Below are 26,397 nucleotides of genomic sequence, written 5' to 3'. Positions count from 1 at the left end.
CCCCCGGTCATGATTGCACCCGGAACGCGACGACCCGCGTCTCGGGGGCTCCATTGGTGCGCTCGACGGTCAGGCGGGCCCCGGTGAACGCACCGAGGTCGTCGGGCAGCGCATGCACGCGCAGGCGGTGGCGGTTGTCGGTCTCGTGCGCGACGACTCGCCACTGCGCCGACCCGGGGGCGAGCACCTCGACGCGGTAGTCGCGCACGAGCTGGGGCAGCACCTCGTCGGGGCTGCGGTGGTGATGCAGCGTGTTGAGCTCGAGGTCGAGGTCGTCATCGAACACGAGCCTGATCTCGGATGCCGTGATCGGCGTCTGCCAGTCCAGGCGCAGCCAGGGCTCGCCCGACGCCCGCGGATCCGACGCCCACATGTGCGGCCCGCCGTGGGGGCGGTTGTAGCCCGAGATCGCGCGCTCGGGGGCGAGGGCCTCGGATTCGGGGGTCGTGCGGAACACCACGCTCCGACCGCGCAGCGGTTTGGTGGGCCACCGCACCAACAGGCCGTCGCGATCGACCTCGACGTTCTGGTCGTCGTTGTCGACGCGGTGCACCAGGGTCAGGACGCCGGGCGGCAGCGGGGAGGTCAGGTGCACGCTCACCTCCGGATTGGCGCGCACGACGACGATCGCGTTCTGCGGAGCATCCGGAGCGAAGGGGGTCGCGACGCGCACCCACTCCCGGTCACCGGCGGGAACATCGACGACGGCCTCGTGCTCGAGACGGAACGGCACGACGTTCTGCCGCTTTCCGGTGGACCACACTTCGACGGTCAGGGTCGTCGCGGCCGTGGCGGAGACGAGCAGCTCTGTGGTCTCGAGAGCGGGGTGGACCGGTATGACGATGCCGAGGTCTTCGACCAGGCGATGGCTCTCGGCATCGGATGCCCACGCGCCGATCGTGCGCAGAGAGCTCGATGCACTCGCCGTGGCGACGCGGGCGAGATCGTCGGCGTCGTCGTTGGCGACACCGACGAGTGAGGCGTCGGCGCGCAGCAGCGTCTGCCGCAGGTCCGCGCGGTGATGCTCGTACAGCTCTCTCGGGCTCGCATCGTGGGTGAGGCAGAGCGCGGCGGCGGTGCCGGCGGCCTCGCCCATCGCCGCACACGTGGCCATGACTCGCGCCGCTCCGAACGCGATGTGGGTGGCCGAGACGTTGCGCCCCGCCATCAGGAGGTTCTCGACGTTGGCGGAGTAGAGCGAGCGGAACGGGATCTCGAAGACCCCGTCCGAGAACCGCTGCACGGCTCCGGCGCCCGTGGAGTACATGCCCTCGGCCGGATGCAGGTCGATCGACCATCCGCCGAACGCCACTCCGTCGTCGAACGAGGTCTGCTCGATGATGTCCTGCTGCCGCAGCGTGTGATCGCCGACGAACCGCCGGTACTCGCGCTTGCCGGGGATGTTGCCGATCCACTCGAGCGTGAGGTTGTCGGCGTCGAACTCGCCCGAGTTCTTGATGTGGTCCCAGATGCCGAGGATCACCGAGCGCAGCTCGTCGCGGATCTGCTCGTTGTCGTCGACGATGTCGAGCTGGCCGCCCCACTCGATCCACCAGTAGTGCGCACCGCTGTCTCCGCTGCGGATGATGCGGGATGCCGGAATCGGGGTGGTCGTGATGTCCTTGGCGCTCTCGGGAGCCACGAACTTGACCGGGTGTCCGAGATCCTTCGTGTAGAACAGCAGCGTCGAGCCGAGGAACTCCCGGATCGGCTCCTCGGGGGCCCAGTCCTCGCCGAACTCGTCGCGCCCCTCCTTGCCGAGCCGGTGCCGTGCCCCGACCAATGCGCCGACCAGTCCGTCGCCCGTGCAGTCGAGGAAGATCGGTGCGCGGAACTCCGTGCGGATCTCCGACCCCATGGTCCAGCCGGTCACCGAGCGGATGCGGCGAGCATCGTCGGGACCGTCGGCGGCCGCCTCGATCACCTCGGTGTTGAGGAACAGGGTCAGGTTCGGTTCACGTCGCACCGTGTCGAGCACCACGTCGTCCCAGTAGATCGGATTGCCCTCGGGGTTCCGGAACTGATTCTCCCGATAGAGCTCGCCGATGATGCCGGTCTCTCGGGCCCATCGCTGGTTGCCGTGCGCGGTCGCCCCGCACACCCACACCCGCACCTCCGACGACGAGTTGCCGCCCAGCACCGGTCGGTTGTTGATCAGCACGGTACGACGACCGAGGCGAGCGGCCGCGACGGCGGCGCTCACCCCGGCGAGGCCGCCGCCGACGACGATGATGTCGGCTTCGACGGTCTGGGTGCGCATGGGGGTCCTTCCAGAAGGGGAGTGCGAGTGCAGGTGCGAGTGCGGCGGCGGGGTCAGGCGAGGAGCTTCTGCGCCTCTTCGCCCGCCTGCGACATCGCGTCCTTCGCGCTCTGCTGGCCCACGAGCACGGCCTGCACGCGGTCGGCGATCGTGGTCTCGATCTGGGCGTACTCGGGGTACTGCCAGAACGGGTTCGTCGTGGCCGTGGCGGTGATCTTCTCGGCGAAGCGCGAGCCGAAGGCATCCGCTGCGACCGCCGACGACGCCTGAGCCTTCTCGGTGACCGGCGGCAGGCCGCGCAGCTCGTAGTCGGCGGTCACGGCGTCGATGTCGCTCGTCGACCACTGGGCGAAGTCCGCGGCCGTGCGCGTGCCGTCGCCGCCGCCGACGATCACGATCGCTCCACCCCAGACGAGCGCGCGGGGGGTGTCGCCCTTCTTCAGCACCGGACGCGACTGGGGCAGCAGCTTGGAGTCGAGCTCGGGATCGGGGGAGTCCTTGGTCACCGAGGTGCGACCGACGGGAGCGTCGTCGTACATGGCGGTGCGCCCCTGCGCGAACAGCGACCGGGCGTCGAAGCGGTCGACGTCGGCGGCGATCAGGCCCTGGTCGTAGAGCGACTTGTACCAGGTGACGGCCTCGATGCTCGCGTCGTCGCCGATCGTCACCTTGTCGTTCTTGACGAGGTCGCAGCCGAAGGTCTGCATCCAGATGAGGACGTCCTTGAGCTGGGCCGCCTTGGTCGACGCGGCGTAGGGGATGAGTCCGTTGCCGAGCCCCTTGACCTTCTTGAGCGCCTTCTCGAAGTCGTCGACCGTGGTGGGGAACTCCGAGACTCCGGCCTTGTCCATGATCTCGGAGTTGGTGACCAGCCCGATCGCGCCGATCGTCCACGGGAACGCGTACTGCACTCCGCCCAGCTGCGCCGCCTCGAGCGCGGATGCGGTGTAGCCGCGACCCTTCGTGAGAGCCGAGACGTCCTCGAGCTTGCCGAGGGCCGCGAGCGATGCCAACCACGCGACATCGACGTGCGCGGCACCCGAGAACTGTCCGCCCCGCACCTGCAGCATGAGCTGCTTGAAGTATTCGTTGTACGGGAACGAGACCTCGGTGATGCCGACGTCGTTCTTCTTCTTGTAGCCGTCGAGCAGCGCGCGGATCGCGGGTGCGGCGGCCTCTTCGGTGAGCGACCAACTCGCGAAGGAGAAGTCGGCGGCGGGGAAGTCGCCCGCTGACAGCCCCCCGCCCGGGGAGCTGGAGGGGCTCGCGGTGCCGCCGCCCGACGGCATGCAGGCCGTCAACAGCAGGCCGGCGGCGCCGAGACCGGCGAACTGCAGCAGCTGACGGCGGGAGACGGAGACGGAGTTCTCGGACATGGTGTGCTCTCTCTTCTTCGAGGGACTATCGGGGGGATTCAGCCCTTGACCGCACCGGCGGTGAGACCGCCGACGAGGAAGCGCTGCAGGGCGATGAAGGCGATGGCCACCGGCAGCGACACCGCGAGGGATGCCGCCATCAGCTCGGGCCATGCTGTGGAGGCCTCGCCGATGAACGTGTTGACGAGTCCCGGAGGCAGTGTCTGCTTGTCGGGGCCTGCGAGCGTGAGGGCGAAGATGAAGTCGTTCCATCCGCGCACGAACGCGAACAGACCGGCGGCGATGAGTCCCGGTCCTGCGAGCGGCATCACGATCGAGTGGATGATGCGCATCCGGGATGCGCCGTCGACTCGTGCCGCCTCGATGAGCTCGTCGGGGATGGTGTCGAAGAAGCCCTTCAGCATCCACACGCACAGAGGCAGGGTGAACGTCGTGAACGACAGCACCAGCGCCGTGTACGTGTTGAGGAGACCGTAGGCCGAGAACACCGCGTACAGCGTGATGAGCAGCAGCGCCTGCGGGAACATCTGCGAGGCGAGCACGAAGTACATCAGGCTGCGGCGTCCGCGGTAGCGGAACTTCGAGAACGCGTACCCCATGTACGCCGACACGACCACCGACAGGATCGCCGTGATCACCGAGACGACGATGCTGTTGCGCAGATAGCCGAACAGAGCCGGATTGTTCAGCAGCGAGAGGTACGCGTCGAACGTGATCTCGGAGGGGAACAGCTTCGGCGGGTAGGAGAAGACCTCGGTGCGCGGGGTGAGCGAGGTCACCAGCAGCCAGTAGACCGGCAGCAGGGCGAATCCGCCGAACACCACCACAGCCACCCACGCGCTGATCGTGACGGCCCGCCGGTCGGCGCGCCGCGGTCGACGGCGCGGGGCGGGTGCGATCGGGGCGGCGACAGCCGCCGGGGTCTCGGTGAGCACGGCGGTCATCGCTTCTCTCCCTTCTCGGAGAGGCGGACGTAGACGACCACCAGCCCCATCAGCAGTACCATCCAGAGCAGTCCGAGCGCGCCGGCACGACCGAGGTCGAACCCGTCGAACGCGGTCTCGTAGACGGCTGTCGCGAACGTCTGGGTGGATCCGGCGGGGCCTCCGCCGGTGAGCACGTAGATGATGTCGAAGTGCTGGAAGTTCCAGATGAACTCGAGCAGCAGGACGAGCCCGATGATCCCCTGCATCTGCGGAACTGTGATCGAGAAGAAGCGGCGGATCGTGCCGGCGCCGTCGATCTCGGCGGCTTCGTGCAGCTCGATCGGCACCGTCTGCAGGCCTGCGAGCAGCATCACCATCATCCAGGGGAACGACTGCCAGGTCTTCGCCACGATCACGGCGACCATCGCACTGGTCGGGTTCGCGAGCCACGCCTGCGGCTCATCGATCAGTCCGAGGCTCTCGAACAGGGAGTTCAGGACGCCGTAGTTGGCGTTGAAGATCCACATCCACAAGAACGAGACGACGACACCGGGGATCAGCCACGGGATGAGCATGAGCCCGCGCATCACCTTGGCACCGCGGATGCGGGTGTTCAGCGCGAGCGCCAGACCGAACCCGATGACGAACGGCGCGATGGTGGTGCCGAGAGTGAACACCAGCGTCTGCCCGAGCAGGCGGAAGAAGTCGCCGGTCAGCACGTCGATGATGTTCTGGAACCCCACGAACTCGCGCCCGGGTTCGACGAGGCTCTGCTTGTAGAAGGCCGTGATGAGCGCCGTGATCAGCGGATAGACGACGACCGCCGCAAGCAACGCCAGCCCGGGGGCCGTGAGCAGCAGAGCGAACATGCCATCGGACAGCCGTCGCGGCTTTCGATCTGTGTCTAACTGTGTAGAACTGATCGTTTCTGTCATCTAGGTCATCCTTGGCCTTGGGGTGAACAGTCGCACAATCGCTGTGCTTTCGGGCGGTTAACAGTATTTCGGCGGAGCGGGGCGGCGTCAACTGCAGCGCGGAATAGGTAGAAACTGTTAAGAAGTGGTGGGTTTAGGGAACTTGGTGAGGGCCTGACTGGTGGCGCGGCTGTGGCGCGGCTGTGGCGCGGCTGCGGGGCGGGGTGCCGCGGGGTGCCGAGATCCGGCACACCGACCCGGATGCGGATGGAGTCGCGCGAGAAGTCCGCATCTCGCGCGGTTGACCGGATCTCGGCGGGCGACGCTCGGATGCGCCGGCCCTCAGGTGTGCGGATGCTCGGGCGTGCGGATGCTCAGGCGTGGGCGCGGCGCGCGCGATAGGCCGCGACGGCGTTGCGATTGGTGCAGGTGGTCGAGCAGTACCGCTTCGAGCGGTTGCGCGACAGGTCGAGCGCGAGCGCGTCGCAGGTGTCGTCCGCGCAGATCGAGATGCGCGATCCCTCATCAGCGCGGATGACGTCGATCAATGCCATCGCGGTCTCGATGAGCACGCGCTCGGCGAGCGGGCGCTCGTCGGCGACGGCGTGCAGATGCCAGTCCACATCGTCATGGCGAACCAGTCGCGGAGCGAGGTGCGCGTCGGCGAGGGCGGCGTTGACGTGCTCGGCCATCTCGTCTCGTGGTGCGATGAGCATCCGGCGCAGGCGTGGGCGCAGCCCTTGCAGCGATGCGAGCTCGGCATCGTCGCGGTCGAGTCGCCCCGAATAGGGGAACTGCGCGAGGAAAGCGTCGTGATCGGCGCGCGTCTCGAGGGTCTCGGGCTCTTCTGCGGAGTTCACCAGCCAGACGGCAGCGCGGAGCGCCTCCTCGGTGTCATTCGCGAACGTCATATTGACACCTTACATCGAGCGCGAGTAGCGTCACCTGTCATGAGCAAGGTTGCAGATGACGTCACGGCGCCGGGTGTGCGCTTCGGTCTGCCGCTGGCGATCGGGGCCGCATTCGCGTTCGGGATGTCGGGCGCCTGGGCCCGCGGACTCATCGACGCGGGGTGGACCCCCGGTGCTGCGGTCACCGCGAGGGTCTGGGTCGCCGCGCTCGTGCTGCTCGTGCCGACGGTTCTGTCGTTGCGCGGGCGCTGGGGTGTGCTCCGCAAGAACGCGGGCATGGTCGCCGCTTACGGCCTGCTCGCCGTCACCGCCACACAGCTCTGCTATTTCCAGGCCGTCGCCGTGATGGACGTCGGCCTCGCCCTGCTGATCGAGTACACCGCGCCGATCGCCGTCATCCTGTGGCTGTGGCTGCGGCGTGGTGAGCGCCCGAGCCGCCGCAGCGTGATCGGCGCGGCCATCGCGTTCGTCGGTCTCGTGCTGATGCTCGACATCATCACCGGCGCCGAGGTCAACGTCGCCGGCATCCTCTGGGCGCTCGCCGCGATGGTCGGGGCGGCGACGTACTTCCTGCTCTCGGCCAAGGCAGACACAGGTTTGCCGCCGATCGCGCTCGCCGGAGGAGGGCTGCTGCTCGGCGCGGTCGCTCTCACCATTGCCGGGCTCGTCGGCATCCTGCCCCTCGCTTGGACGACCGACGACATCGCCTACCGCTTCGGCACCGTGCCGTGGTTCGTGCCGGTGCTCGCGATCGGCCTCATCGCGACGGCCCTCGCGTATGTGCTCGGCATCGCATCGACGCGGATGCTGGGCTCTCGCCTCGCTTCCTTCGTCGCCCTCTCGGAGGTCGTCGCGGCGCTGCTCTTCGGATGGCTGCTGCTCGGACAGTTGCCCGATCTGCTGCAAGCCCTCGGCGGAGCGCTCGTGCTGGTCGGCGTGGTCGTCGTGAAGCTCGGCGAGCCCCGCCCCGCCGAGTTCGTCGAGCCGATTCCGGATGCCGTGGCGGCGCCGCGTCCGTAGCTCGCCGCGTGGGTGTCCGGTGCCGCGGAGGTGCCTCACCGCAGACGTTGAGTTGGCACCTGAGGTCGGAATCCCTCGCGAATAGCGACATCAGGTGCCAGGTGAGCGACGGCGGCCGAGGCTGAGTTGGCACCTGAGGTCGGAATCCCTCGCGAATAGCGACATCAGGTGCCAACTGAGCATCTGAGCGGGAGCTGACGCTTGTGTATACGTGGACGAGGCATTCGCCGACCTCCAGAGCTGTTGTAGCCATCTTGTGTATACACTGAGGGAATGAGCTCCGTCGCCGATCGCATCACCGCGAGCGATCGAGCCCATGCCGCGCTGCTCGAGGAGATCCAGTCCGGCGCCCTCCCCGCCGGCTTCGTGCTCGGCGAGGTCGAGCAGGCCGCCCGCCTCGGCATCAGCCGCACCCCGATGCGTGAGGCGCTGCGCCGCCTGGCCGCCGACGGCCTCGTCGTGCAGCAGTCGCCCCGGGTGACGGTCGTGGCGGATCTGGATGCCGACGACATCCGCGCGCTGTTCGAGATCCGCCGCGCGCTCGAAGAGTCCTCTGCCCGACTCGCCGCCCAGCGGGGGGACGCCGCGCTGTTCGCCGCCCTCGCCGACGAATTCGCGCACGTCGACCTCGCCGCCGTCGAAGGCCGCGACGCGTACTACTCCCTGATCGCCCGCTTCGATGCCGCTCTCGACGCGGCCGTCGACAACGACTACATCGCGTCGGCGCTGCGCACCGTGCGCACCCACCTCGTACGGGTGCGTCGCATGGCCCGCGACAAGCCCGCCCGGCTCGCGGCCTCCGCCGCCGAACACCGCACGATCGCGCAGGCTCTCGCCGCCCGAGACGGCGACCTGGCCGCTCATGCCACGCACGTGCACCTGCACAACGCGCTCGCCGGCATCCTCGACTCCCTGTCAGCCAATCCAGAAGGTGTGAAATGACCGTCACCCACCACGTCCGCGTGCACCGCAGCGATGAGAACCTCGCCCGTGAAGACCAGCTCGCCTGGAAGATCGCCGAGGTCGCCGCCGACCCGGTCGAGGTCGAGCAGGATGTCGCCGACATGATCATCAACCGCATCATCGACAACGCATCGGTCGCCGCGGCATCCCTCACCCGCGGCCCCATCAACGCGGCCCGTGCCCAGGCGTTCAGCCACCCCGTCTCGACCGGCGGCATCGGCGCCACCGTGTTCGGCGCCGCTCTCGACCACCGCACCAGCCCCGAATGGGCGGCCTGGGCCAACGGCGTGGCCGTGCGCGAGCTCGACTACCACGACACGTTCCTCGCGGCCGAGTACTCGCACCCGGGCGACAACATCCCGCCGATCCTCGCGGTCGCCCAGCACGTTCAGGCCGACGGTCGCGCGCTGCTGCGCGGCATCGCCACGGGCTACGAGATCCAGATGGACCTCGTGCGCGCGATCTGCCTGCACAAGCACAAGATCGACCACGTCGCGCACCTCGGCCCGTCGGCCGCCGCCGGCATCGGCACTCTGCTCGGCCTCGACGTCGAGACGATCTACCAGGCCGTGGGCCAGGGGCTGCACACCACGACCGCCACGCGGCAGAGCCGCAAGGGCGAGATCTCGACGTGGAAGGCGCACGCCCCGGCCTTCGCCGGCAAGCTCGCCGTCGAGGCCGTCGACCGGGCGATGCGCGGTCAGACGAGCCCGGCCCCGATCTACGAGGGCGAAGACGGCGTGATCGCCTGGATGCTCGACGGCAAGGATGCCGCGTACGAGGTGCCGCTCCCCGCCGCGGGCGAGGCGAAGCGCGCGATCCTCGATTCCTACACGAAGGAGCACTCCGCCGAGTACCAGGCGCAGGCGTGGATCGACCTCGCCCGCAAGCTCGGCACCGAGAACCCGGCGCTGCGCGACCCCGCGAACATCGAGGCCGTCGTGCTGCACACCAGCCACCACACGCACTACGTGATCGGTTCGGGCGCGAACGACCCGCAGAAGTACGACCCGACGGCGTCGCGGGAGACGCTCGACCACTCGATCCCGTACATCTTCGCGGTCGCGCTGCAGGACGGCGGCTGGCACCACGTCGACTCGTACACCCCCGAGCGTGCAGGACGCGCAGACACCGTCGCCCTCTGGCACAAGATCACCACGGCCGAGGATGCCGAGTGGACGCGCCGCTACCACTCCGAAGACCCCGACGTGAAGGCGTTCGGCGGTCGCGTCGAGTTCCGCCTCACCGACGGCACGACCGTGGTCGACGAGATCGCCGTCGCCGACGCGCATCCGCTGGGTGCCCGGCCGTTCGCCCGCGAGAACTACATCGCGAAGTTCCGGCTGCTGGCCGAGCCCGTGCTGGAACCCGCCGAGATCGAGCGCTTCCTCGAACTCGTGCAGCGACTGCCCGAGCTCACGGCGGCCGAGGTCGGTGAGCTGTCGATCATCGCGAAGCCGGGGCTGCTCGAGGACGCCGACGCCCCCAAGGGTCTGTTCTGATGACACTCGCCGCGTTTCGTCTCGGGCCGCTGCGCGGGCCTCGCTCAACGCCCGGAACGGGCGAACGCTCGGTCGTTGAGCGAGCACGGCGGAGCCGAGCGAGACGAAACGCGGCACCGCTGCGCGACATGCTGAGGGAGAACTGATGCTGTATTCCCAGACGACGACGGCCGAGAAGCGCCGCCTGTTCCGTGAGCGCCTCGCAAGCGGCGAGCTGCTGCGGTTCCCCGGCGCCTTCAACCCGCTCAGCGCCCGGCTGATCGAGCAGAAGGGCTTCGACGGGGTCTACATCTCGGGCGCGGTGCTCTCGGCCGATCTCGGCGTGCCCGACATCGGCCTCACCACCCTCACCGAGGTCGCCGGGCGTGCGAAGCAGATCGCACGGATGACCGACATCCCCGCGATCGTCGACGCCGACACCGGCTTCGGCGAGCCGCTGAACGTCGCCCGCACGATCCAGGAGCTCGAGGATGCCGGGCTCGCCGGCATGCACATCGAGGACCAGATCAACCCGAAGCGCTGCGGTCACCTCGACGGCAAGAGCGTCGTCGACGAGCGCACCGCGATCCGCCGCATCCGTGCCGCCGCAGACGCCCGGCGCGATGAGAACTTCCTCATCATGGCGCGCACCGACATCCGGGCCATCGAGGGCCTGGATGCGGCGATCGACCGAGCCAAGGCGCTCGTGGATGCCGGGGCCGATGCCGTCTTCCCCGAGGCGATGCGCGACCTGTCGGAGTTCGAGGCGATGGCGGATGCCCTCGACGTGCCGATCCTCGCCAACATGACCGAGTTCGGCAAGAGCGACCTCTTCTCGGTCGACCAGCTGCGCGACGCCGGAGTGAACATGGTGATCTGGCCGGTGTCGCTGCTGCGCATCGCGATGGGCGCGGCGGGCCGTGCGCTCGATACGCTGAACGAGGAGGGGCACCTCACCTCGAAGCTCGGTGAGATGCAGCACCGTGCCGATCTCTACGACCTGATCGACTACGAGTCCTACACGCAGTTCGACTCGGGCGTCGCAGGCTTCACCGTCACGAAGGAGTGAGCATGACCGAGCCGGACATCAAGAAGGGCCTCGCCGGGGTCGTCGTCGACACGACCGCGATCTCGAAGGTCAACCCCGAGACGAACAGCCTGCTCTACCGCGGCTACCCCGTGCAGGAGCTCGCCGCCACGCAGCCGTTCGAGGCGGTCGCGTACCTGCTCTGGCACGGAGAGCTGCCGGATGCCGCACAGCTCGCCGCGTTCCGCGCGACGGAGCGCGAGCACCGGGCGCTCGCCGACAACGTCAAGACGGCGATCGACCTGATCCCGCTCGAGGCGCACCCGATGGACGAGGTGCGCACGGCGGTCAGCCTGCTCGGCGCCTCAGACCCGAATGCCGGCGGGTCGGTGCTCGACGCCGGGGGCAGCCCCGAGCAGAACCTCGAGCGCAGCATCCGCCTGTTCGCGGCTCTCCCCGCGATCGTCGCCTACGGGCAGCGCCGCCGTCGGGGTCAGGAGCCGATCGCTCCGCGAGACGACCTCGACTACTCGGCGAACTTCCTCTGGATGACGTTCGGCGAGGAGCCCGTCCCGGTCGTCGTCGACGCATTCAACCGCTCGATGATCCTGTATGCCGAGCACTCGTTCAACGCCTCGACGTTCACCGCCCGCGTGATCACCTCGACGCTCAGCGACCTGTACTCGGCCGTGGTCGGTGCGATCGGCGCGCTCAAGGGGCCGCTGCACGGCGGCGCGAATGAAGCCGTGCTGCACATCTTCGACGAGATCGGCGAGGCATCGAACGTCGCGCCGTGGCTCGACGAAGCCCTGGCCGAGAAGCGCAAGATCATGGGCTTCGGCCACCGCGTCTACAAGAGCGGCGATTCGCGTGTGCCGACCATGAAGGCCGCGCTCGACACACTCGTCGAGCACTACGACAAGCCCGAGGTGGCAGAGCTCTACGACGCGCTCGAGTCGGAGTTCGTGGCGCGCAAGGGCATCTACCCGAACCTCGACTACCCGTCAGGCCCGGCGTACAACCTGATCGGCTTCGACACCCTGACCTTCACGCCGTTGTTCGTGGCGGCACGGGTGACGGGGTGGACGGCGCACGTGATCGAGCAGGCGGGCGCGAATGCGCTCATCCGTCCGCTGTCGTTCTACGACGGCGTCGACGAGCGGCACGTCGAGGGCTGACAGACGGCCCTACATCCGTTCGAGTCGCGCACTATGCAGAGAACCTCGGTGAAGAACTGCGAAGTGCGCGACTCGAACGAAGTCCCGGGCGTCAGCTCGCGCGTGTGAGGTTACCGAGCTCGGCGCCGGTCGCATCCATGATGACCAGCACATCGCCGTCGAGCTCGACCGCGCGTACGCCGCGCATCCAGCCGTCGACCCCGGGGCACGCCTTCAGGGTCGAGGCGAACTGGGCGAGGTCCACGCGGTCGCCGTTCACCGAGTACGTCGTGTTGACGCCGTTGCATCCGTCGCTGCCGGTGACGGTGCCGTCAGCGGCGAACTCGAGGTGAGGCTGGCCCGAGGTGTTCTCGCCCCAGAGTCCGACGAGCTTCTCGACGACGGCGGCCTCTTCGCTGTTCGGCTCGGGAGTCGACGTCGGAGCGTCGCCGGGAGAGTTGGTCGCGCAGGCCGTCGTGACCAGCGCGAACGCTCCCAGCATCGCGAGGCCGACGAGAATGCGTGCTCTGCGGTGGGTGCTCATGGAGGACATGCTAACCGGGTCGGCCGCCGGAATATCGGTTTCCCGGCGGACTCGGAGCCTCCGCGGAGCAGCATCCGCCGTGCCGGTCGCTCGCGCTTTTACCCCACAACGAGTCCCAGGTCAAGAAACGAAATTCTGGTAAACAATTCTCCCATTCTGTGGATTTACTGGGTACTCTGCTTGAGATCCCTGTTCGTCCCGACGGACAGGATCCTGCTTGTCGGGGGGCCAGCGTCGCAGTTCACGCCTCCACCGGGAGGCGGCCGGTTCTGTGCTCCGTGCGCATGCCGGAACCGAAAACTGACTGACGATCCGTGACCAGCAAGGACATACATCACATGAAGCACAGAGTGACAGGTCGGCGCCCGCTGGCGTTGACTGCCGCCGCCACGATCGCCCTCTCGGGCCTGCTCGTGGCCGGACCGGCATACGCCGAGGATGGCGCAGAGCCGACCCCGACCCCCTCTCCGACCGCGACGTCGGAGACCCAGGCCCCGGCTGACGAGGCACCCGCTCAGGATGCTCCGCCGGCCGACCTGGTCAAGGTCGCCGACTCGGCTGCCGACCACGGCGTCGAATTCGTCGCCAGTGGCACGAACGCCGAAGGCCAGAAGATCACGGTCGTCTCCGAAGACGGCGCGACCGATGACGCGGCCATCAAGGCCTTCGCGGAAGGGGCCGACATTCCGGCGGAGACCGTCGTGACGCTCGGTGGCACCCCGAAGGCGTTCGCCGAGGGTGACATCGTCGGTGGCCAGGGATACCTGAGCGTCAGCCAGGACGACCTCCTCTACAACTGCTCCGTCGGATTCGCCGCGTGGAGCCCCGACCGTACGCCGGCGCTGCTCAGCGCAGGGCACTGCGCGTTCGATGACAACAACCTCAAGATGGCCGGAACGCTCTGGAGCGTCCCGAGCGAGCAGCCCGCCGCCGGCGGCGACGACGAGCTGCCCGCGACGCCCGTGGTTCTCGGCACGTTCGGCTTCGCTCAGTTCGGCAGCACGAACAACGCGCCGGGCGCCGAGGGCGACACGAACGCGACCGACGTCTCGGTGATCGAGGTCACCGAGGGCACCAACCCGCTGCCGTTCGTCACCGACTGGACCACGGCCACCGAGGAGTACGACTCGCTGGCAGACAGCGGCGTCGCGGTCAAGGCCGTCGGTGCCGCCGTTGCCGGCCCGGTCTCGAAGAGCGGTCGCACGACCGGCTTCACGACCGGTGAGATCAACGGAACCCACATCATCGACGGCTGGGCACGGATCGAAGACCGCTGGGTGCAGGGCTTCTCGAGCAACACGGTCGCCGGCCCCGGCGACTCGGGTGGAGCGGTCATCCAGGGCAACACCGCCGTCGGACTCATCTCCGGTGGTATCGAGGCTGCGCCTGGTGTCGAGCAGTGGACCTGGTCTGCATCGCTCACCGCAGCTCTCCCCAAGACCGGTGGCTACGAGGTCGCTCTCGACCTCGACGCCCCCGTCGTGACCAGCCCGACTGCCGGCGCTGAGGTCAACCCCGGAGCGACCATCACCGGAACCGCTCCCGGATCCGACACCGTCACCGTCACCGGCGTCGGCGCAGAGCAGACCGTCGATGTCGTCGACGGAGCGTTCTCGTTCGTCGGCCCCGTCTCGCTCGGAGACGCGACCATCACGATCACCGGCGTGAACGGCCTCAGCACCTCGCCGACCACCACGCTCGAGGTGACGGTCGTTCCGGCCCCGCTCCTCGCACCGGTCATCGCGTCGCCGGCCGACGGTTCCACCATCAACGAGCCTGTCACCGCGGTGTCGGGCACGGGACTCCCGACCTCTGAGGTCACGGTCACCGATGCCGACGGCGAGACCCTCGGCACCGCCGTGGTCGCTGCCGACGGTTCGTGGACGGTCGACGGCCTGAAGCTCGGCTACAAGGCCCAGTACACGATCGTCGTCACGCAGACCCGCACCATCGAGGGTGTGGAGGAGACCTCGCCCGAGGCCACCTCGACCTTCGCGGTCATCCCCGCAGCTCCCGTCGTGACCTCGGTCGCGAACGGCGCGGAGTTCCCGCACGACGGCGGCCCCTCGGTGCTCTCCGGCACCGGAATCTCCGGCGCGACGATCACCGTGACGCTCACCGGCGCTGAGCCGGCTCCGGCGGCCACCACGGCGGCCCTCGCGGCATCCTTCGCAGCTGCCAGCGGCACGTTCACGACCACGGTCGAGAGCGGATCGTGGGCGGTCGACTTCGGTGCTGCTCTGCAGCCCGGCACCTACACCGTCTCGGTGACGCAGTCGCTCGCCGGAGTCGCTTCGGCTCCGACCGACGTGGCGTTCTCGGTGCTGGCTGCCCCGGCCCCGGCTCCGGCCCCGGCTCCGGGTGGCGGCGGAGCAGCTCCTGCTCCCGGTGGTGACGGCGGCCTCGCCGTGACCGGTGGCGACGTGCTCGTCCCGCTCTCTGCAGCGGCGATCGCTCTCGCGCTGCTGTCGGGTGGATTCCTGCTCCTCGCTCGTCGTCGTCAGACGGTCGAGAGCTGATCTGCTGATCGAGGACTGACATGAGGAAGCCCGGCATCCCTCGGATGCCGGGCTTCTTCGTGCGCGGGGTGTTCGGCGGTCAGGCCAGCTCGATCACCGACCACGACAGCGGCGGCAGCGTCGCGCGCACCGCGCCGTCGACGACCTCGGCACCCGCCAGCGGAACCATGTGCACGGCATCCTGGGTGGTCTCGAGGTTCGCGGTGTGGCGGTCGCCGCCCTCGGGGATCGTCAGCGTCTCGGCGCTCACGACGCGCAGGCCCGTGAGACCGCGCAGCTCGACCGTCAGGTCGCTCTCCTCGTCGAGCGAGCGGTTCGCGACGAACACGACGACCCGCCCGGACTCTTCGTCCCACGTGGCGGCGGCATCGACCGCGTCGACCCCGCCGTAGCGCTTCGTCTCGATCTGCGGTGCCGACACGGCGAGGCGCAGGATGCGGCCCTTCGCCAGGCGTGCCATGCGCTCGAACGGCCAGAAACTCGTCTGGCGCCAGGCCGGACCGTTCTCCTCCGAGCGGATCGGCGCGATCACGTTCACGAGCTGCGCCTGGTTGGCGATCTTCACGCGGTCGCCGTGGCGCAGCAGGCTGTTCAGCAGCGTGCCCACGACCACGGCATCCGTCACGTTGTAGGTGTCTTCGATCAGGCGCGGATGCTTCTTCCACCCGGCCTTCGCGATCTCGACCGACTCGACGTCGTTGAACTTCACCTGATCCCACACGTTCCACTCGTCGAACGAGATGTCGACCTGCTTGGTGTGCTTGCCGGCCGCCTTCACCGCGTCGATCGTCGCGATCACGCCGTCGATGAACGCATCCATGTCGACCGACTCCGCGAGGAACGACTCGGCATCGCCGTCGTGCTCCTGGTAGTAGGCGTGCATCGAGACGAAGTCGACCTCGTCGTAGGCGTGCGTGAGCACCGTGTGCTCCCACGTGCCGAACGTCGGCATGGAGCGCGCCGAGGATCCGACCGCGACGAGCTCGATCGTCGGGTCGACGAGCTTCATGGCCTTGGCCGACTCCTGCGCGAGGCGTCCGTACTCGCTCGCGGTCTTGCCGCCGATCTGCCAGGGGCCGTCGAGCTCGTTGCCCAGGCACCACAGCTTGATGTCGAAGGGCTGCTCGGCGCCGTTCTTGCGGCGGAGGTCAGACCAGTACGTGCCGCTCGGGTGGTTGGCGTACTCGACCAGCGACCGCGCCTCCTCGACGCCGCGGGTGCCGAGGTTGATGGCCTCCATGACCTCGACGTCGGCCTCTTTCGCCCAGTCCATGAACTCGTGCAGACCGAAGGCGTTGGTCTCGATCGTGTGCCAGGCGCCGTCGATGCGCGTGGGGCGATCCTCGACCGGACCCACCCCGTCTTCCCAGCGGTAGCCCGAGACGAAGTTGCCTCCGGGGTAGCGGACCACGGTCGGACCCATCTCCTTCACCAGGGCGAGGACGTCCTGACGGAAGCCGCGCTCGTCGGCCTGCGGGTGCCCCGGCTCGTAGATGCCGGTGTACACGCAGCGCCCCATGTGCTCGACGAACGACCCGAAGAGCCTCCGGGGGACGTCGGCGATGGTGAAGTCGCGGTCGATGGTGATGCGGGCCTTGCTCATTGCTCTCCTAGTTCTCTGGCTCTCGAGCCGGGTGGGGGACTACTGACCGCCGAAGCCGCTGGTGGCGACGCCCTTGACGATCTGCTTCTGGAAGATGATGAAGACGACGATCAGCGGGAGCGCTGCCAGCACGGCCTGTGCCATGACCTGGGCGTACTGCACGCCGTAGGCGCTGATCACCGTCTGCAGGCCGACCGGCAGCGTCATCAGCGTGGTGTCGTTGATGACGAGGAACGGCCAGAGGAAGTTGTTCCACGCGCCGATGAACACGAAGATCGCCACGGATGCCAGGATCGGCCGCGAGAGCGGGAGCACGATCGACCAGAAGATGCGCAGCCTGCTGGCGCCGTCGACCCGGGCGGCGTCTTCGAGCTCGATCGGGATCGCGTCGAAGAAGCGCTTCAGGATGAACACCATCGCCGGTGCGACGACCTGCGGCAGGATCAGGCCCCAGTACGTGTCGATCATGTTGAACGTGAGCATCTGGTAGAAGAGCGGGATGATCAGCACCTGAGGAGGCACGACGATCGACGCGATGACCGCGACGAACAGCCACTTGCGACCGGTGAAGTCGAGCCGTGAGAACGCGTACGCGGCCAGCGCCGAGATCGCGAGGGTGATCAGCGTCACCGCGACCGAGGTCCACAGGCTGTTGAACGCCCAGATGTAGACGTTGCCCTGCGACAGGATCGCCGTGAACGCCTCGAGCGTGGGGCCCGATGCGCCGATCCACGACGGGTCGCCGCTGGCGGCATCCGTCTCGGTCTTGAAGGCCGTGGCGACGGCCCAGAGGAACGGCAGCAGCCAGCCGACCGCGAGCACGATGAGCACCACGAGAGCGCTGATGCGCAGCACGCCGAACGGCTTCTGACCGGGAAGATGCGAGCGACGGGCGCGCGGGGGCTTGGCGGTGGTGATGGTTTCGGTGAGAGTGGCGGAAGACATCACTGCTGCTCCTTCCGGCGGCGCATGATCAGAGCCTGCGCGACGCCGATGATGACGATGAGAGCGAAGAACACGTAGGAGATCGCGGCCGAGTAGCCGAATCGGTAGCTGACGAAGCCGGCTTCGTAGATGTACTGCACGATCGAGCGGGTGGTGTCGCTCGCGACGCCGCCGAGCATCTGGTACGCCTGGTCGAACAGCTTCAGCGACGCCAGGATCTGCAGGATCAGGATCAGCACGGTCGCGGGCCCGAGCTGCGGGAGCGTGATCGACCAGAACTGGCGCCACGGACCGGCGCCGTCGAGCGATGCCGCCTCATACTGCTGAGGTGGGATGTTCTGCATCGCCGCGAGATAGAGCAGGAAGTTGAAGCCGACCGTCCACCACACCGTGGCGATCACGATCGACAGCATGTTGGTGTCGGGGTTCTGCAGCCAGGCGATCGGCTCGAGACCGAAGAACACCAGGATGTTGTTGGCGGCACCGATCTGCGGGTTGAAGATCCACACCCAGATCTGCGAGATCACGGTCGAGGCGAGCAGGTACGGCATGAAGAACGACAGCCGCCACAGCCACTGGCCGGGGATGCCGCGGTCGACGAGTGCGGCCATGAGCAGCGCGATCACGACGAGAGGCACCGTCGACAGCAGCGTGAACCACACCGTGTTGCCCATCGACTGCCACATCTTGGGATCCGTGAGGGCCTCGGCGTAGTTCGCGAACCCGATGAACGAGCCGCCGGCGCCCGTGAGCGACTGATCGGTGAAGCTGAGGATGATGCCGTGGATGATCGGCCAGACGAGGAAGAGCGCGAACGCGACGAGGAACGGCGCGAGGAACGCCCAGCTGATGAGCTGCTCGCGGTTGCGGGAGGATCCGGGGCGCCGCTCGGGAGCCGCCGACTTCGAGCCGGTGACGATGGTGCGGGTGGAGTCGGTTGCGAGGGTCATGATGCGAACGTCCCCTCGGGATCGGCCGGATTCGGCTGTTGCAGCAGCGTGTTGACCCGGGCCTCGAAGCGGTCAATCGCGGCCGCGGGGTCGTCGCCCGACAGCAGCACGCCCTGCACGGCGGCGCCGAACTCGCCCTGGAAGTTCGAGCCCGAGCCCGTGAACCACGCGGTCGGGTCGTAGACCACATGCTGGGCGGCCTCGGCGTAGTGGGCCTGGGGGATCAGGTCGGCGTAGTCGGGGGATTCGGTGACGGGCAGGAACGCGGGGATGTGCCCGGCCTCGGCCCAGCCGAACGATCCCTTCAGCATGTCGGCGACGAACTGGTAGGTCAGTTCGCGCTTGTGGTCGTCGGCGTTCGTCTGGTGCGGCAGCACGAACGAGTGCGAGTCGGCGTAGACCGCCGGCGTGCCGTAGAGGGTGGGGATCATGGTCGCGTCGAACGGGAGATCGGCGCTCTGCATCGTGCGCAGCTCCCAGACGCCCGTGAAGAACATGCCGCTCTTGCCGCCGGAGAACTCGGCCACGGCGCTGCCGTAGTCGGCCTGGGCGAGGGCGATCTCGCCGTCGAGCAGAGTGCGCATGAGCGAGAGGGACTCGACCGCGGCATCCTTGTCGATCACGGCCTTGCCGCCGGCGGGCAGCTCCATCGCACCGCCGTGCTGCGAGTAGAAGGTGTAGAAGAGGCGCCACATCTGCGCGCCGTCGCCGAGGTAGCCGTACGACAGGGCGTGGCCCTCGGCCTTGCCCCCGATCGTGCGCAGCTGATCGAGGAACTCTTCGGGAGACGACGTCTCCTGCAGGCGCCCATCGCTGTCGAGCACCCCCGCCGCGTCGCAGATGTCGGTGTTGAACATCGCGACGAAGGGGTGGGCGTCGAGCGCGACGCTGTACATGTTCTCGCCGACGAAGCCCTTCTCCCAGATGGGCTTCGGGAACGTCGAGGCGTCGACGCCGAGGTCTGCCAGTCGGTCGAGATCCCACGGGTCGAGCAGGCCGCCGGGGGCCCAGCCGACCGTGCGGGTGGCATGCATGATCGCGACGTCGGGGGCGCGACCTCCGGCGCCCGCCATGGCGAGCTTCGTGTAATAGGGCGTGCCCCACGCCAGCACCGTGGGGCGGATGCGGTACGCATTCTGCGCCGAGTTCGCGGTGTCGAGCAGCTGCGACATGGTGACGCCGTCGCCGCCCGAGAGCAGATGCCAGAACTGCAGGGTGGTGGCGCCGGAGCCGTTCGCGCCGCGCACGGTTCCCGGAGCACAGCCGGCGAGCAGAGCTGCGGCCGCGGTGACGGAGGCGGCTGTGAGGAACTGCCGTCGAGACAGATCGAGGGGGGGTGTCATCGTCACTCCTTTGTGACTGCGTCGGATTTCCCTCATCATTACATCGATGTAATCGTGACGGCAAGTGCACCCCCGAACTTCGAATCGCGCACTTGGCACTTTCCGACGTCCGGAACCTGCACAGTGCGCGATTCGAACGGCGGATGCAGTCAGGGGCGGTAGCCGCGAGGGGTGCCGTTCGTGCTGTCGCGCTCGAGCAGGTGGTGCGACAGGGTCAGCGCCCGCGGCGGGGTGGAGCGGTCGTCCATGCGCGACTCCAGCAGAGTGAGAGCTGCATCCGCGAATGTGCGGCGGTCGAACGCGACGGTGGTGAGCGACGGCGAGGTGTACCGCGAGAACTCCACGTCGTCGAAGCCGGTGACGATCACGTCGTCCGGAACGCTGATGCCGTGATCGTGCAGGGCATGCAGCGCCCCGAGCGCGAGTGTGTCGGTGAAGGCGACGATCGCGTCGAACGCGACGCCTCGTCGGAACAGCGTCTCGACGCCGGTGGCCCCGCCTGTCATCGACCACGGCATCGGGTTGACCTCGAGTGCGGGATCGATCGGGATGCCGGCGTCGCGCAGCGCGTCGTGCACGCCCTCGAGGCGCAGTCTGCTGGTCGCCGTCGCGACGGACGACACGTCATCCGCGCCGATCACCGCCACGCGCGTCGCGCCGCGCGACAGCACGTGCCGTACGGCATCCGCAGCGGCACGCCTGCTGTCGATCCGCACCCGATCGGCCCTGTTCTGCTCCACTTCGCCGAGCACGACCAGCGGGGGCAGGCGGTCGGCGAACTCGAGCACGCTGTCCTCGAGGCGGATCGGGTTCAGGATGAGCCCGTCGACGAGGTGAGCGCGGGCGCGGGAGACGAGCTCCTTCTCGCGGTCCGGATCTGTGGCGGTCTCTTCGATCTGCACCGCGAGGCCGCGCTCGTGGGCGGTCTCGACGATGCGGTGCAGCAGCTCTGCCGAGAACGCGGTCGCGAGATCGGGAAGGGCCACGGCGATGATGCCCGAGCGGCCCTTGCGGAGCCCGCGCGCGTTGAGGTTCGGCACGAAGTCGAGCTGGGTCATCGCCGCTTCGACCCTGAGCCGGGTCTCCTCGCGCACGGCGACGGTGCCCGTGACGACGTTCGACACCGTCTTCGGCGAGACGCCGGCGAGCGCGGCGACGTCCTTCATCGTCGCGCGTGGCGGCATCGCTGTCATGCGGTCAGCCTAGTGTGGCCCGCCGAGCAAGCCGGGTGCGTCGTTGTCACTCACGCGCTGGCTACGATGGCGCCATGACGATCGAACGCAACTGGGCAGGCAACCTCACCTACCGAGCATCCGCCGTGGAGCACCCCGCGTCGATCGACGAGCTTCGGGCGGTGTTCGCCCGAGGCGGGCGGATCCGGATGCTCGGGTCGCGGCACTGCTTCAACGACATCGCCGACACCGACGGACTGCTGGTCGCCCTCGACCGGATGCCGAGGATCTTCGAGGTGAACGAGGACCGTGACGCGGTGCGGGTCTCGGGTGGGATGCGCTACGGCGACATCGCCCCGCTGCTCGGTGCGGAGGGACTCGCGCTCGCGAACCTGGCATCGCTGCCGCACATCTCGATCGCCGGCGCCATCGCCACCGGCACACACGGCTCGGGAGACGCGACGGGATCGCTGGCCTCCGCCGTGCGCGCGCTGACGATCATCACACCGGCAGGGGAGATCCGGTCGCTCGCTCGCGGAGACGACGACTTCGACGGCGCGGTCGTCAGCCTCGGCGCACTCGGAGCGGTCGTCGACGTGACGCTCGATGTCGAGCCCGCCTACGAGGTCGCCCAGCACGTGTTCGAGCATCCGTCGTGGGATGCGATCCTCGCCGACTTCGACGAGGTGACGAGCATCGGAACGAGCGTCAGCATCTTCTCGCGGTGGGAGCACACCGACGTCGCCGACCAGATCTGGGTCAAGCAGCGACAGCCCGAGGCGCGTGAGAACACCCGCGCCGATCTCTTCGACCGACTCGGAGCGGAGCCTGCGACCGCGAAGCGGCATCCGATCATCGGCGTCGACCCGGTCGCGTGCACCGAACAGCTGGGGGTTCCCGGCCCCTGGTTCGAGCGCCTGCCGCACTTCAAGCTCGAGTTCACACCGTCGGCCGGCGCCGAGATCCAGACCGAGTACCTCGTGCCGCGCGCCGACGCGGTGGCCGCCATCCAGGCCGTGCGCACGCTCGCCGGACAGATCGCCCCCCTGCTGCTCGTGAACGAGATCCGCACGGTCGCGGCCGATGACCTGTGGCTCAGCTCGTCGCAGGGCACGGATGCCGTCGGCATCCACTTCACGTGGAAGCCCGACGAGGCGGCGGTGCGCGAGTTCCTGCCGACGCTCGAGGCGCTGCTGCCGGCGACCGCCCGCCCGCACTGGGGCAAGGTGTTCACGCTCGACGGCGCCGAGCTGCGGTCGCGGTATGAGCGGTGGGACGACTTCGCGGCGCTCGCCGCCCGGTTCGACCCCGAGCGCCGACTGGTGAACCCGTACCTGGAGCGCCTCGGGCTGTAGCCGCTCCATTGCACCGCCGGCGTTGTTCTCGGTAACATTCTCCGAGGCTTTCGAATCGCGCACTTGGCAGATTCCGGGTCGTGAAGACTGCCAGGTGGGCGATTCGAACTCGGCCGACGGAGGTGTGCATGGCGAACGTCGGTTCAGACAAGCCCAACATCCGTCAGGTGGCGACCATCGCGGGCGTCTCGCACATGACGGTCTCGCGTGTTCTCAACGATCACCCGAACATCAAGCCCGACACGAAACGCCGCGTGCTCGAGGCGATCGAGGAGCTCGACTACCGCCCGAACCTCGTCGCGCGGGCTCTCGCCACGCAGCGCACCCGCCGGATCGGCGTGATCGTCGAGAGTGCGGTCGCGCACGGGCCGACCAGCATCCTGCGGGCCGTCGAGCTGTCGGCCCGGGCTACCGGATACTCCGTCACACCCATCGCCCTGCACGAGGGCGACGCGCTCTCTCCGCAGGAGGCGGTCGACAATCTCGTGACCCAGGGAGTCGATGCGCTCTGCGTCATCGCTCCCCGCTCGTCGTCCGTGGCGGCGCTGCGCCGCATCGCCATCACCGTGCCGATGCTGGTCGTCAAGGCAGACGCCGACCCGACGTTCCTCACCGTGTCGATCGACCAGCATGCGGGCACGACATCCGTGGTCGACCACCTCGTCGCGCTCGGCCACCGCGATATCCTGCACCTCTCGGGTCCGCTCGACTGGCTCGACGCGAGGGCGCGGGAGCGGGCCTTCCATTCGCGGGCCAAGTCGTGGGGCATCCGCGAACGGCCCATCGTCGTCGGCGACTGGTCGGCCGACTTCGCCTACGACTTCGCGAAGGGGCTCACGCGGCTGCCCGACTACACGGCGATCTTCGCCGCGAACGACGACATGGCGATGGGACTGATCCACGGCCTGCACGACCGGGGCTTCGAGGTGCCGCGGGATCTCAGCGTGGTCGGCTTCGACGACATCCCGCTGGCGCGGCACTTCATCCCGCCGCTCACGACGGTGCGCCAGGACTTCGGGGCACTGGGCGTCGCGGTGGTCGAGATGCTGCGCGCGGCGATCGAAGGGCGGGACATCCCCACGCTCACCCGGATCCCGACCGAGCTCGTCGCCCGCGGCTCATCGGCCGCACCTCGGGAGGTGCGATGACCTCCGACCGTGGTCCCGCGCCGGTCGTGCGGCTTGCGGGCATCACGGTCGAGTTCCCCGGCGTGCGCGCGCTCGACGACGTCGACTTCCGGCTGTTCCCCGGCGAGGTGCATGCCGTCATGGGCGAGAACGCCGCCGGCAAGTCCACCCTGGTCGCGGTGATCACCGGCACCCTCGCGCCGGAGGAGGGCACGGTCCTCGTCGACGGCGAGCCCCGTCGGTTCTCGGGGGTCGCCGACAGTCGAGCGGCGGGGATCGCGACGGTGTTCCAGGAGACCCAGCTGAGCCCGAATCTCAGTGTCGCGGAGAACGTGATGCTCGGGCGGGAGCGCCGAGGACGGTTCGGCATCGACTGGCGGAGGACGAGAGCGGATGCCGCGGAGGCGCTGGCCAGACTCGGGCTCGACGGCCTCGATCCGAAGACGCCGCTCTCGCTGCTCACGCCTGCGCAGAAGCAGCTCGTCGCACTCGCGCGCGCGGTCGTCGACGAGCCGAGGGTGCTCGTCCTCGATGAGCCCACCTCCAGCCTCGACGTCGCCGAGGTCGCGACCCTGATGCGCGTCATCCGCGGTCTGCGGCAGCGGGGGGTCGCGATCCTGTTCATCTCGCACTTCCTCGAGCAGGCGTTCGCGATCAGCGACCGCATGACCGTGCTGCGCAACGGGCGGCGCGTGGGGGAGTATGCGACGCGAGACCTCGACCGGGCCGACCTGATCTCGAAGATGCTCGGCAAGGACATCGACAGCCTCCGAGCGCTCGGCTCTGAGCGCAAGGCCCACCACTACGCGTACGACGGAGAGCCCGCGATGCAGGCGTCCGGTGTGGGGCGACGCGGTGAGCTCGAGCAGATGGATGTCGAGATCCAACGCGGAGAGATCGTGGGCCTCGCGGGGCTGCGGGGTTCCGGGCGCACCGAGCTCGCGTCGCTGCTCAGCGGTTCGGCGCGGGCCGACAGCGGCGAGCTCTGGGTCGACGGCGAACGGGTGCAGCTGCGGAGTCCGTCGGCGGCGCTGCGACACCGGATCGCGCTGTCGGCCGAGAACCGGGGGACGCAGGGCATCATCGGAGAGCTCACGGCGCGCGAGAACATCATCCTGTCGCTGCAGGCGCTGCGCGGGTGGACTCGTCCGCTCTCGCACGCGGAGTCGCGGGGGCTTGTCGAGACGTACGTCGAGGCCCTGCATCTGGATCCCGCCGACCTCGACCGCCCGGTCGGCCTGCTCTCGGGGGGAACCCAGCAGAAGGTGCTGCTGGCCCGTGCGCTGGCGGTGCGTCCGCACGTGCTGATCCTCGACGAGCCCACTCGGGGGATCGACATCGCGGCGAAGATCGATGTCCAGAGACGCATCAGCCAGCTCGCCGGTGACGGAGTGGCCGTGGTCTTCATCTCGTCCGAACTCGAAGAGGTGGTGCGGCTGAGTGATCGCATCATCGTGCTGAAGGACCGCGAGAAGATCGGCGAGCTCAGCAACGGTCCTGGTGTCACGGTCGACACCGTGGTCGAGATGATCGCCGCTGAGCTCAGCCACAGCGTCGAGCTGTGATCGGTAACAAGATCTTTCGCTTCCTGCATCGTTGATTTTCGTTCGACCTCTTGTGTTCCAGAAATTGTTCCCGGTAACATCACCGCAGGACATGCGATGCAGGTGTCCTGCAATCACGATCGGACCATGACTGGTCCACCACCGCCGGAGTGACCACCGGCATCTCAACGAGGAGAAGAAATGTCCGCGAAGAAGCGCATTCGCATCGCGTTCGGCCTGGCAGCAGTCGGCGCACTCACCATCGGCCTTGCGGCCTGCTCGACCGGCGACTCGGGCGACGGGGGTGGCGACGGCGACGACGTCACCACGGTCGGCTTCGTGGCCGTCGGTCCCGAGGGCGCATGGCGCGAGGCCAACGAGCAGAACATCCAGGACACCTTCACGGAGGAAGCCGGATACGACCTCAAGTACGCACCCGCCACCAACCTCGACCAGAAGTCGCAGATCGACGCGTTCACGTCGTTCGTCGACGAGGGCGTCGATGTGATCCTGCTCTCGGCCACCGAGGCCTCGGGCTGGGAGGACTCGCTCAAGCGCGCACAGGAGGCGGAGATCCCCGTCATCCTGCTCGACCGCGGCATCGAGCCCGACGACGACAGCCTGTACGTCACCCGCATCGCTCCCGACAACGTCGAGGTCGCGAAGGAGGTCGGCACCTGGGCTGCGGCGACGTTCCCCGACGGAGGCAACTACGTCGTGCTCGAGGGGCCGGCCGGCGTCGGCGTCGTGAACGAGCGCAACACCGGCTTCGACGAGGGCCTCGGCGACTCGTCGCTCACCAAGCTCGACGCGCAGACGGCGAACTGGTCGGCGGAAGAGGGCAAGAGCGTCTTCGAGACGATGCTCAAGTCCTCGAACAACGACATCCAGCTCGTGTTCGCACAGAACGACGAGATGGGTCTCGGCGCTGCGCAGGCCGCTGAGGAAGCCGGCCTGGTGGTGGGCGAGGACGTCAAGATCGCCACGATCGACGGCACGAAGAACGCCATGCAGGCGCTCGCCGACGGCCAGCTCAGCTACGTGCACGAGTACAACCCGCTCTTCGGCGAGACGGCCCTCGAGGTCGTCGAGAAGGCTCTCGCCGGTGAAGACGTCGACTCGTACATCGTCGTCCCCAGCGAGGCGTTCGATTCCGCAGAGGCGGCACAGGCCGTGCTCGCCGACCGCAAGTACTGACCCCGCCGCCGGAGCGATCAGCCAGTGAGCCCGGGCGGTGCCGCCACAGCCGCACCGCCCGGG

General features: G+C 68.3%; 21 protein-coding genes. 10 read left to right on the top strand and 11 right to left on the bottom strand.

Going from position 1 to position 26,397, the window contains the following annotated elements; all coding sequences use genetic code 11:
• Nucleotides 1–7: 7 nt before the first annotated feature.
• From AC3WS6_RS00375 to AC3WS6_RS00355, 5 genes are all read right to left on the bottom strand, one after another.
• Nucleotides 8–2,260, bottom strand: a complete 2,253-nt coding sequence (locus AC3WS6_RS00375; RefSeq protein ID WP_492499090.1) for an FAD-dependent oxidoreductase — start codon at nt 2,258–2,260, stop codon at nt 8–10.
• 53 nt (nt 2,261–2,313) lie between these two features.
• Complete coding sequence (locus AC3WS6_RS00370) at nt 2,314–3,636, bottom strand: extracellular solute-binding protein (protein WP_492499089.1); 1,323 nt, start codon at nt 3,634–3,636, stop codon at nt 2,314–2,316.
• Nucleotides 3,637–3,674: 38 nt separating this feature from the next.
• On the bottom strand, nt 3,675–4,580 hold the full coding sequence (locus tag AC3WS6_RS00365) for a carbohydrate ABC transporter permease (protein ID WP_492499088.1): 906 nt from the start codon (nt 4,578–4,580) through the stop codon (nt 3,675–3,677).
• Nucleotides 4,577–5,431, bottom strand: coding sequence for a carbohydrate ABC transporter permease (locus tag AC3WS6_RS00360; RefSeq protein ID WP_492499087.1), 855 nt, complete (start codon nt 5,429–5,431; stop codon nt 4,577–4,579). The genes AC3WS6_RS00365 and AC3WS6_RS00360 overlap by 4 nt, the downstream gene beginning before the upstream one ends.
• A 419-nt stretch (nt 5,432–5,850) precedes the next feature.
• Nucleotides 5,851–6,387, bottom strand: coding sequence for a CGNR zinc finger domain-containing protein (locus tag AC3WS6_RS00355; protein ID WP_492499086.1), 537 nt, complete (start codon nt 6,385–6,387; stop codon nt 5,851–5,853).
• A 39-nt stretch (nt 6,388–6,426) separates the two neighbouring features.
• Between AC3WS6_RS00355 and AC3WS6_RS00350 the strand changes: the two genes are divergently transcribed.
• From AC3WS6_RS00350 to AC3WS6_RS00330, 5 genes are all read left to right on the top strand, one after another.
• Nucleotides 6,427–7,407, top strand: a complete 981-nt coding sequence (locus tag AC3WS6_RS00350) for an EamA family transporter (RefSeq protein ID WP_492499085.1) — start codon at nt 6,427–6,429, stop codon at nt 7,405–7,407.
• A gap of 273 nt (nt 7,408–7,680) precedes the next feature.
• Nucleotides 7,681–8,349 carry a GntR family transcriptional regulator gene (locus AC3WS6_RS00345; RefSeq protein WP_492499084.1) on the top strand — a complete coding sequence of 223 codons (669 nt, stop codon included), beginning with the start codon at nt 7,681–7,683 and terminating at the stop codon, nt 8,347–8,349.
• A complete protein-coding gene (locus AC3WS6_RS00340; protein WP_492499083.1) occupies nt 8,346–9,872 on the top strand; it encodes an MmgE/PrpD family protein in 1,527 nt (508 codons plus the stop codon). The genes AC3WS6_RS00345 and AC3WS6_RS00340 overlap by 4 nt, the downstream gene beginning before the upstream one ends.
• A gap of 145 nt (nt 9,873–10,017) precedes the next feature.
• The gene (gene prpB / locus AC3WS6_RS00335; protein ID WP_492499082.1) at nt 10,018–10,920 is read left to right on the top strand and encodes a methylisocitrate lyase; all 903 of its coding nucleotides are present in this window, start codon (nt 10,018–10,020) and stop codon (nt 10,918–10,920) included.
• A gap of 2 nt (nt 10,921–10,922) precedes the next feature.
• A complete protein-coding gene (locus AC3WS6_RS00330) occupies nt 10,923–12,056 on the top strand; it encodes a bifunctional 2-methylcitrate synthase/citrate synthase (protein WP_492499081.1) in 1,134 nt (377 codons plus the stop codon).
• A gap of 91 nt (nt 12,057–12,147) precedes the next feature.
• Here the strand turns inward: AC3WS6_RS00330 and AC3WS6_RS00325 are convergent, their stop codons facing one another.
• Nucleotides 12,148–12,579 carry an META domain-containing protein gene (locus AC3WS6_RS00325; RefSeq protein WP_492499080.1) on the bottom strand — a complete coding sequence of 144 codons (432 nt, stop codon included), beginning with the start codon at nt 12,577–12,579 and terminating at the stop codon, nt 12,148–12,150.
• 338 nt (nt 12,580–12,917) lie between these two features.
• On the opposite strand from AC3WS6_RS00325, the gene AC3WS6_RS00320 reads away from it, so the two are divergent.
• Nucleotides 12,918–15,098 (top strand): Ig-like domain-containing protein, encoded by a 2,181-nt coding sequence (locus AC3WS6_RS00320; RefSeq protein WP_492499079.1) that lies wholly within the window; start codon nt 12,918–12,920, stop codon nt 15,096–15,098.
• A 79-nt stretch (nt 15,099–15,177) separates the two neighbouring features.
• Here the strand turns inward: AC3WS6_RS00320 and arfA are convergent, their stop codons facing one another.
• The 5 genes from arfA to AC3WS6_RS00295 all read right to left on the bottom strand — a co-directional run bounded on the left by arfA (nt 15,178) and on the right by AC3WS6_RS00295 (nt 21,132).
• Nucleotides 15,178–16,701 (bottom strand): arabinosylfuranosidase ArfA, encoded by a 1,524-nt coding sequence (arfA, locus tag AC3WS6_RS00315; protein WP_492499078.1) that lies wholly within the window; start codon nt 16,699–16,701, stop codon nt 15,178–15,180.
• A 39-nt stretch (nt 16,702–16,740) separates the two neighbouring features.
• The gene (locus AC3WS6_RS00310) at nt 16,741–17,646 is read right to left on the bottom strand and encodes a carbohydrate ABC transporter permease (RefSeq protein WP_492499077.1); all 906 of its coding nucleotides are present in this window, start codon (nt 17,644–17,646) and stop codon (nt 16,741–16,743) included.
• Complete coding sequence (locus AC3WS6_RS00305) at nt 17,646–18,596, bottom strand: carbohydrate ABC transporter permease (protein ID WP_492499076.1); 951 nt, start codon at nt 18,594–18,596, stop codon at nt 17,646–17,648. The genes AC3WS6_RS00310 and AC3WS6_RS00305 overlap by 1 nt, the downstream gene beginning before the upstream one ends.
• On the bottom strand, nt 18,593–19,939 hold the full coding sequence (locus tag AC3WS6_RS00300) for an extracellular solute-binding protein (RefSeq protein WP_492499075.1): 1,347 nt from the start codon (nt 19,937–19,939) through the stop codon (nt 18,593–18,595). The genes AC3WS6_RS00305 and AC3WS6_RS00300 overlap by 4 nt, the downstream gene beginning before the upstream one ends.
• 149 nt (nt 19,940–20,088) lie before the next feature.
• On the bottom strand, nt 20,089–21,132 hold the full coding sequence (locus AC3WS6_RS00295; protein WP_492499074.1) for a LacI family DNA-binding transcriptional regulator: 1,044 nt from the start codon (nt 21,130–21,132) through the stop codon (nt 20,089–20,091).
• A 74-nt stretch (nt 21,133–21,206) separates the two neighbouring features.
• On the opposite strand from AC3WS6_RS00295, the gene AC3WS6_RS00290 reads away from it, so the two are divergent.
• From AC3WS6_RS00290 to AC3WS6_RS00275, 4 genes are all read left to right on the top strand, one after another.
• A complete protein-coding gene (locus AC3WS6_RS00290) occupies nt 21,207–22,466 on the top strand; it encodes a D-arabinono-1,4-lactone oxidase (protein WP_492499073.1) in 1,260 nt (419 codons plus the stop codon).
• A 128-nt stretch (nt 22,467–22,594) separates the two neighbouring features.
• Complete coding sequence (locus AC3WS6_RS00285; RefSeq protein ID WP_492499072.1) at nt 22,595–23,614, top strand: LacI family DNA-binding transcriptional regulator; 1,020 nt, start codon at nt 22,595–22,597, stop codon at nt 23,612–23,614.
• Nucleotides 23,611–25,158, top strand: a complete 1,548-nt coding sequence (locus tag AC3WS6_RS00280) for a sugar ABC transporter ATP-binding protein (protein ID WP_056280582.1) — start codon at nt 23,611–23,613, stop codon at nt 25,156–25,158. Before AC3WS6_RS00285 ends, AC3WS6_RS00280 begins: the two co-directional genes overlap by 4 nt.
• 180 nt (nt 25,159–25,338) lie before the next feature.
• The gene (locus AC3WS6_RS00275) at nt 25,339–26,334 is read left to right on the top strand and encodes a substrate-binding domain-containing protein (protein WP_053097901.1); all 996 of its coding nucleotides are present in this window, start codon (nt 25,339–25,341) and stop codon (nt 26,332–26,334) included.
• The last annotated feature ends 63 nt before the right edge of the window (nt 26,335–26,397 follow it).

The organism is Microbacterium sp. EB106-03-03-XG65, from assembly GCF_058791955.1.
Note: the sequence above shows the minus strand (reverse complement) of the source record. Positions and strands in the feature narration are given on the sequence as shown.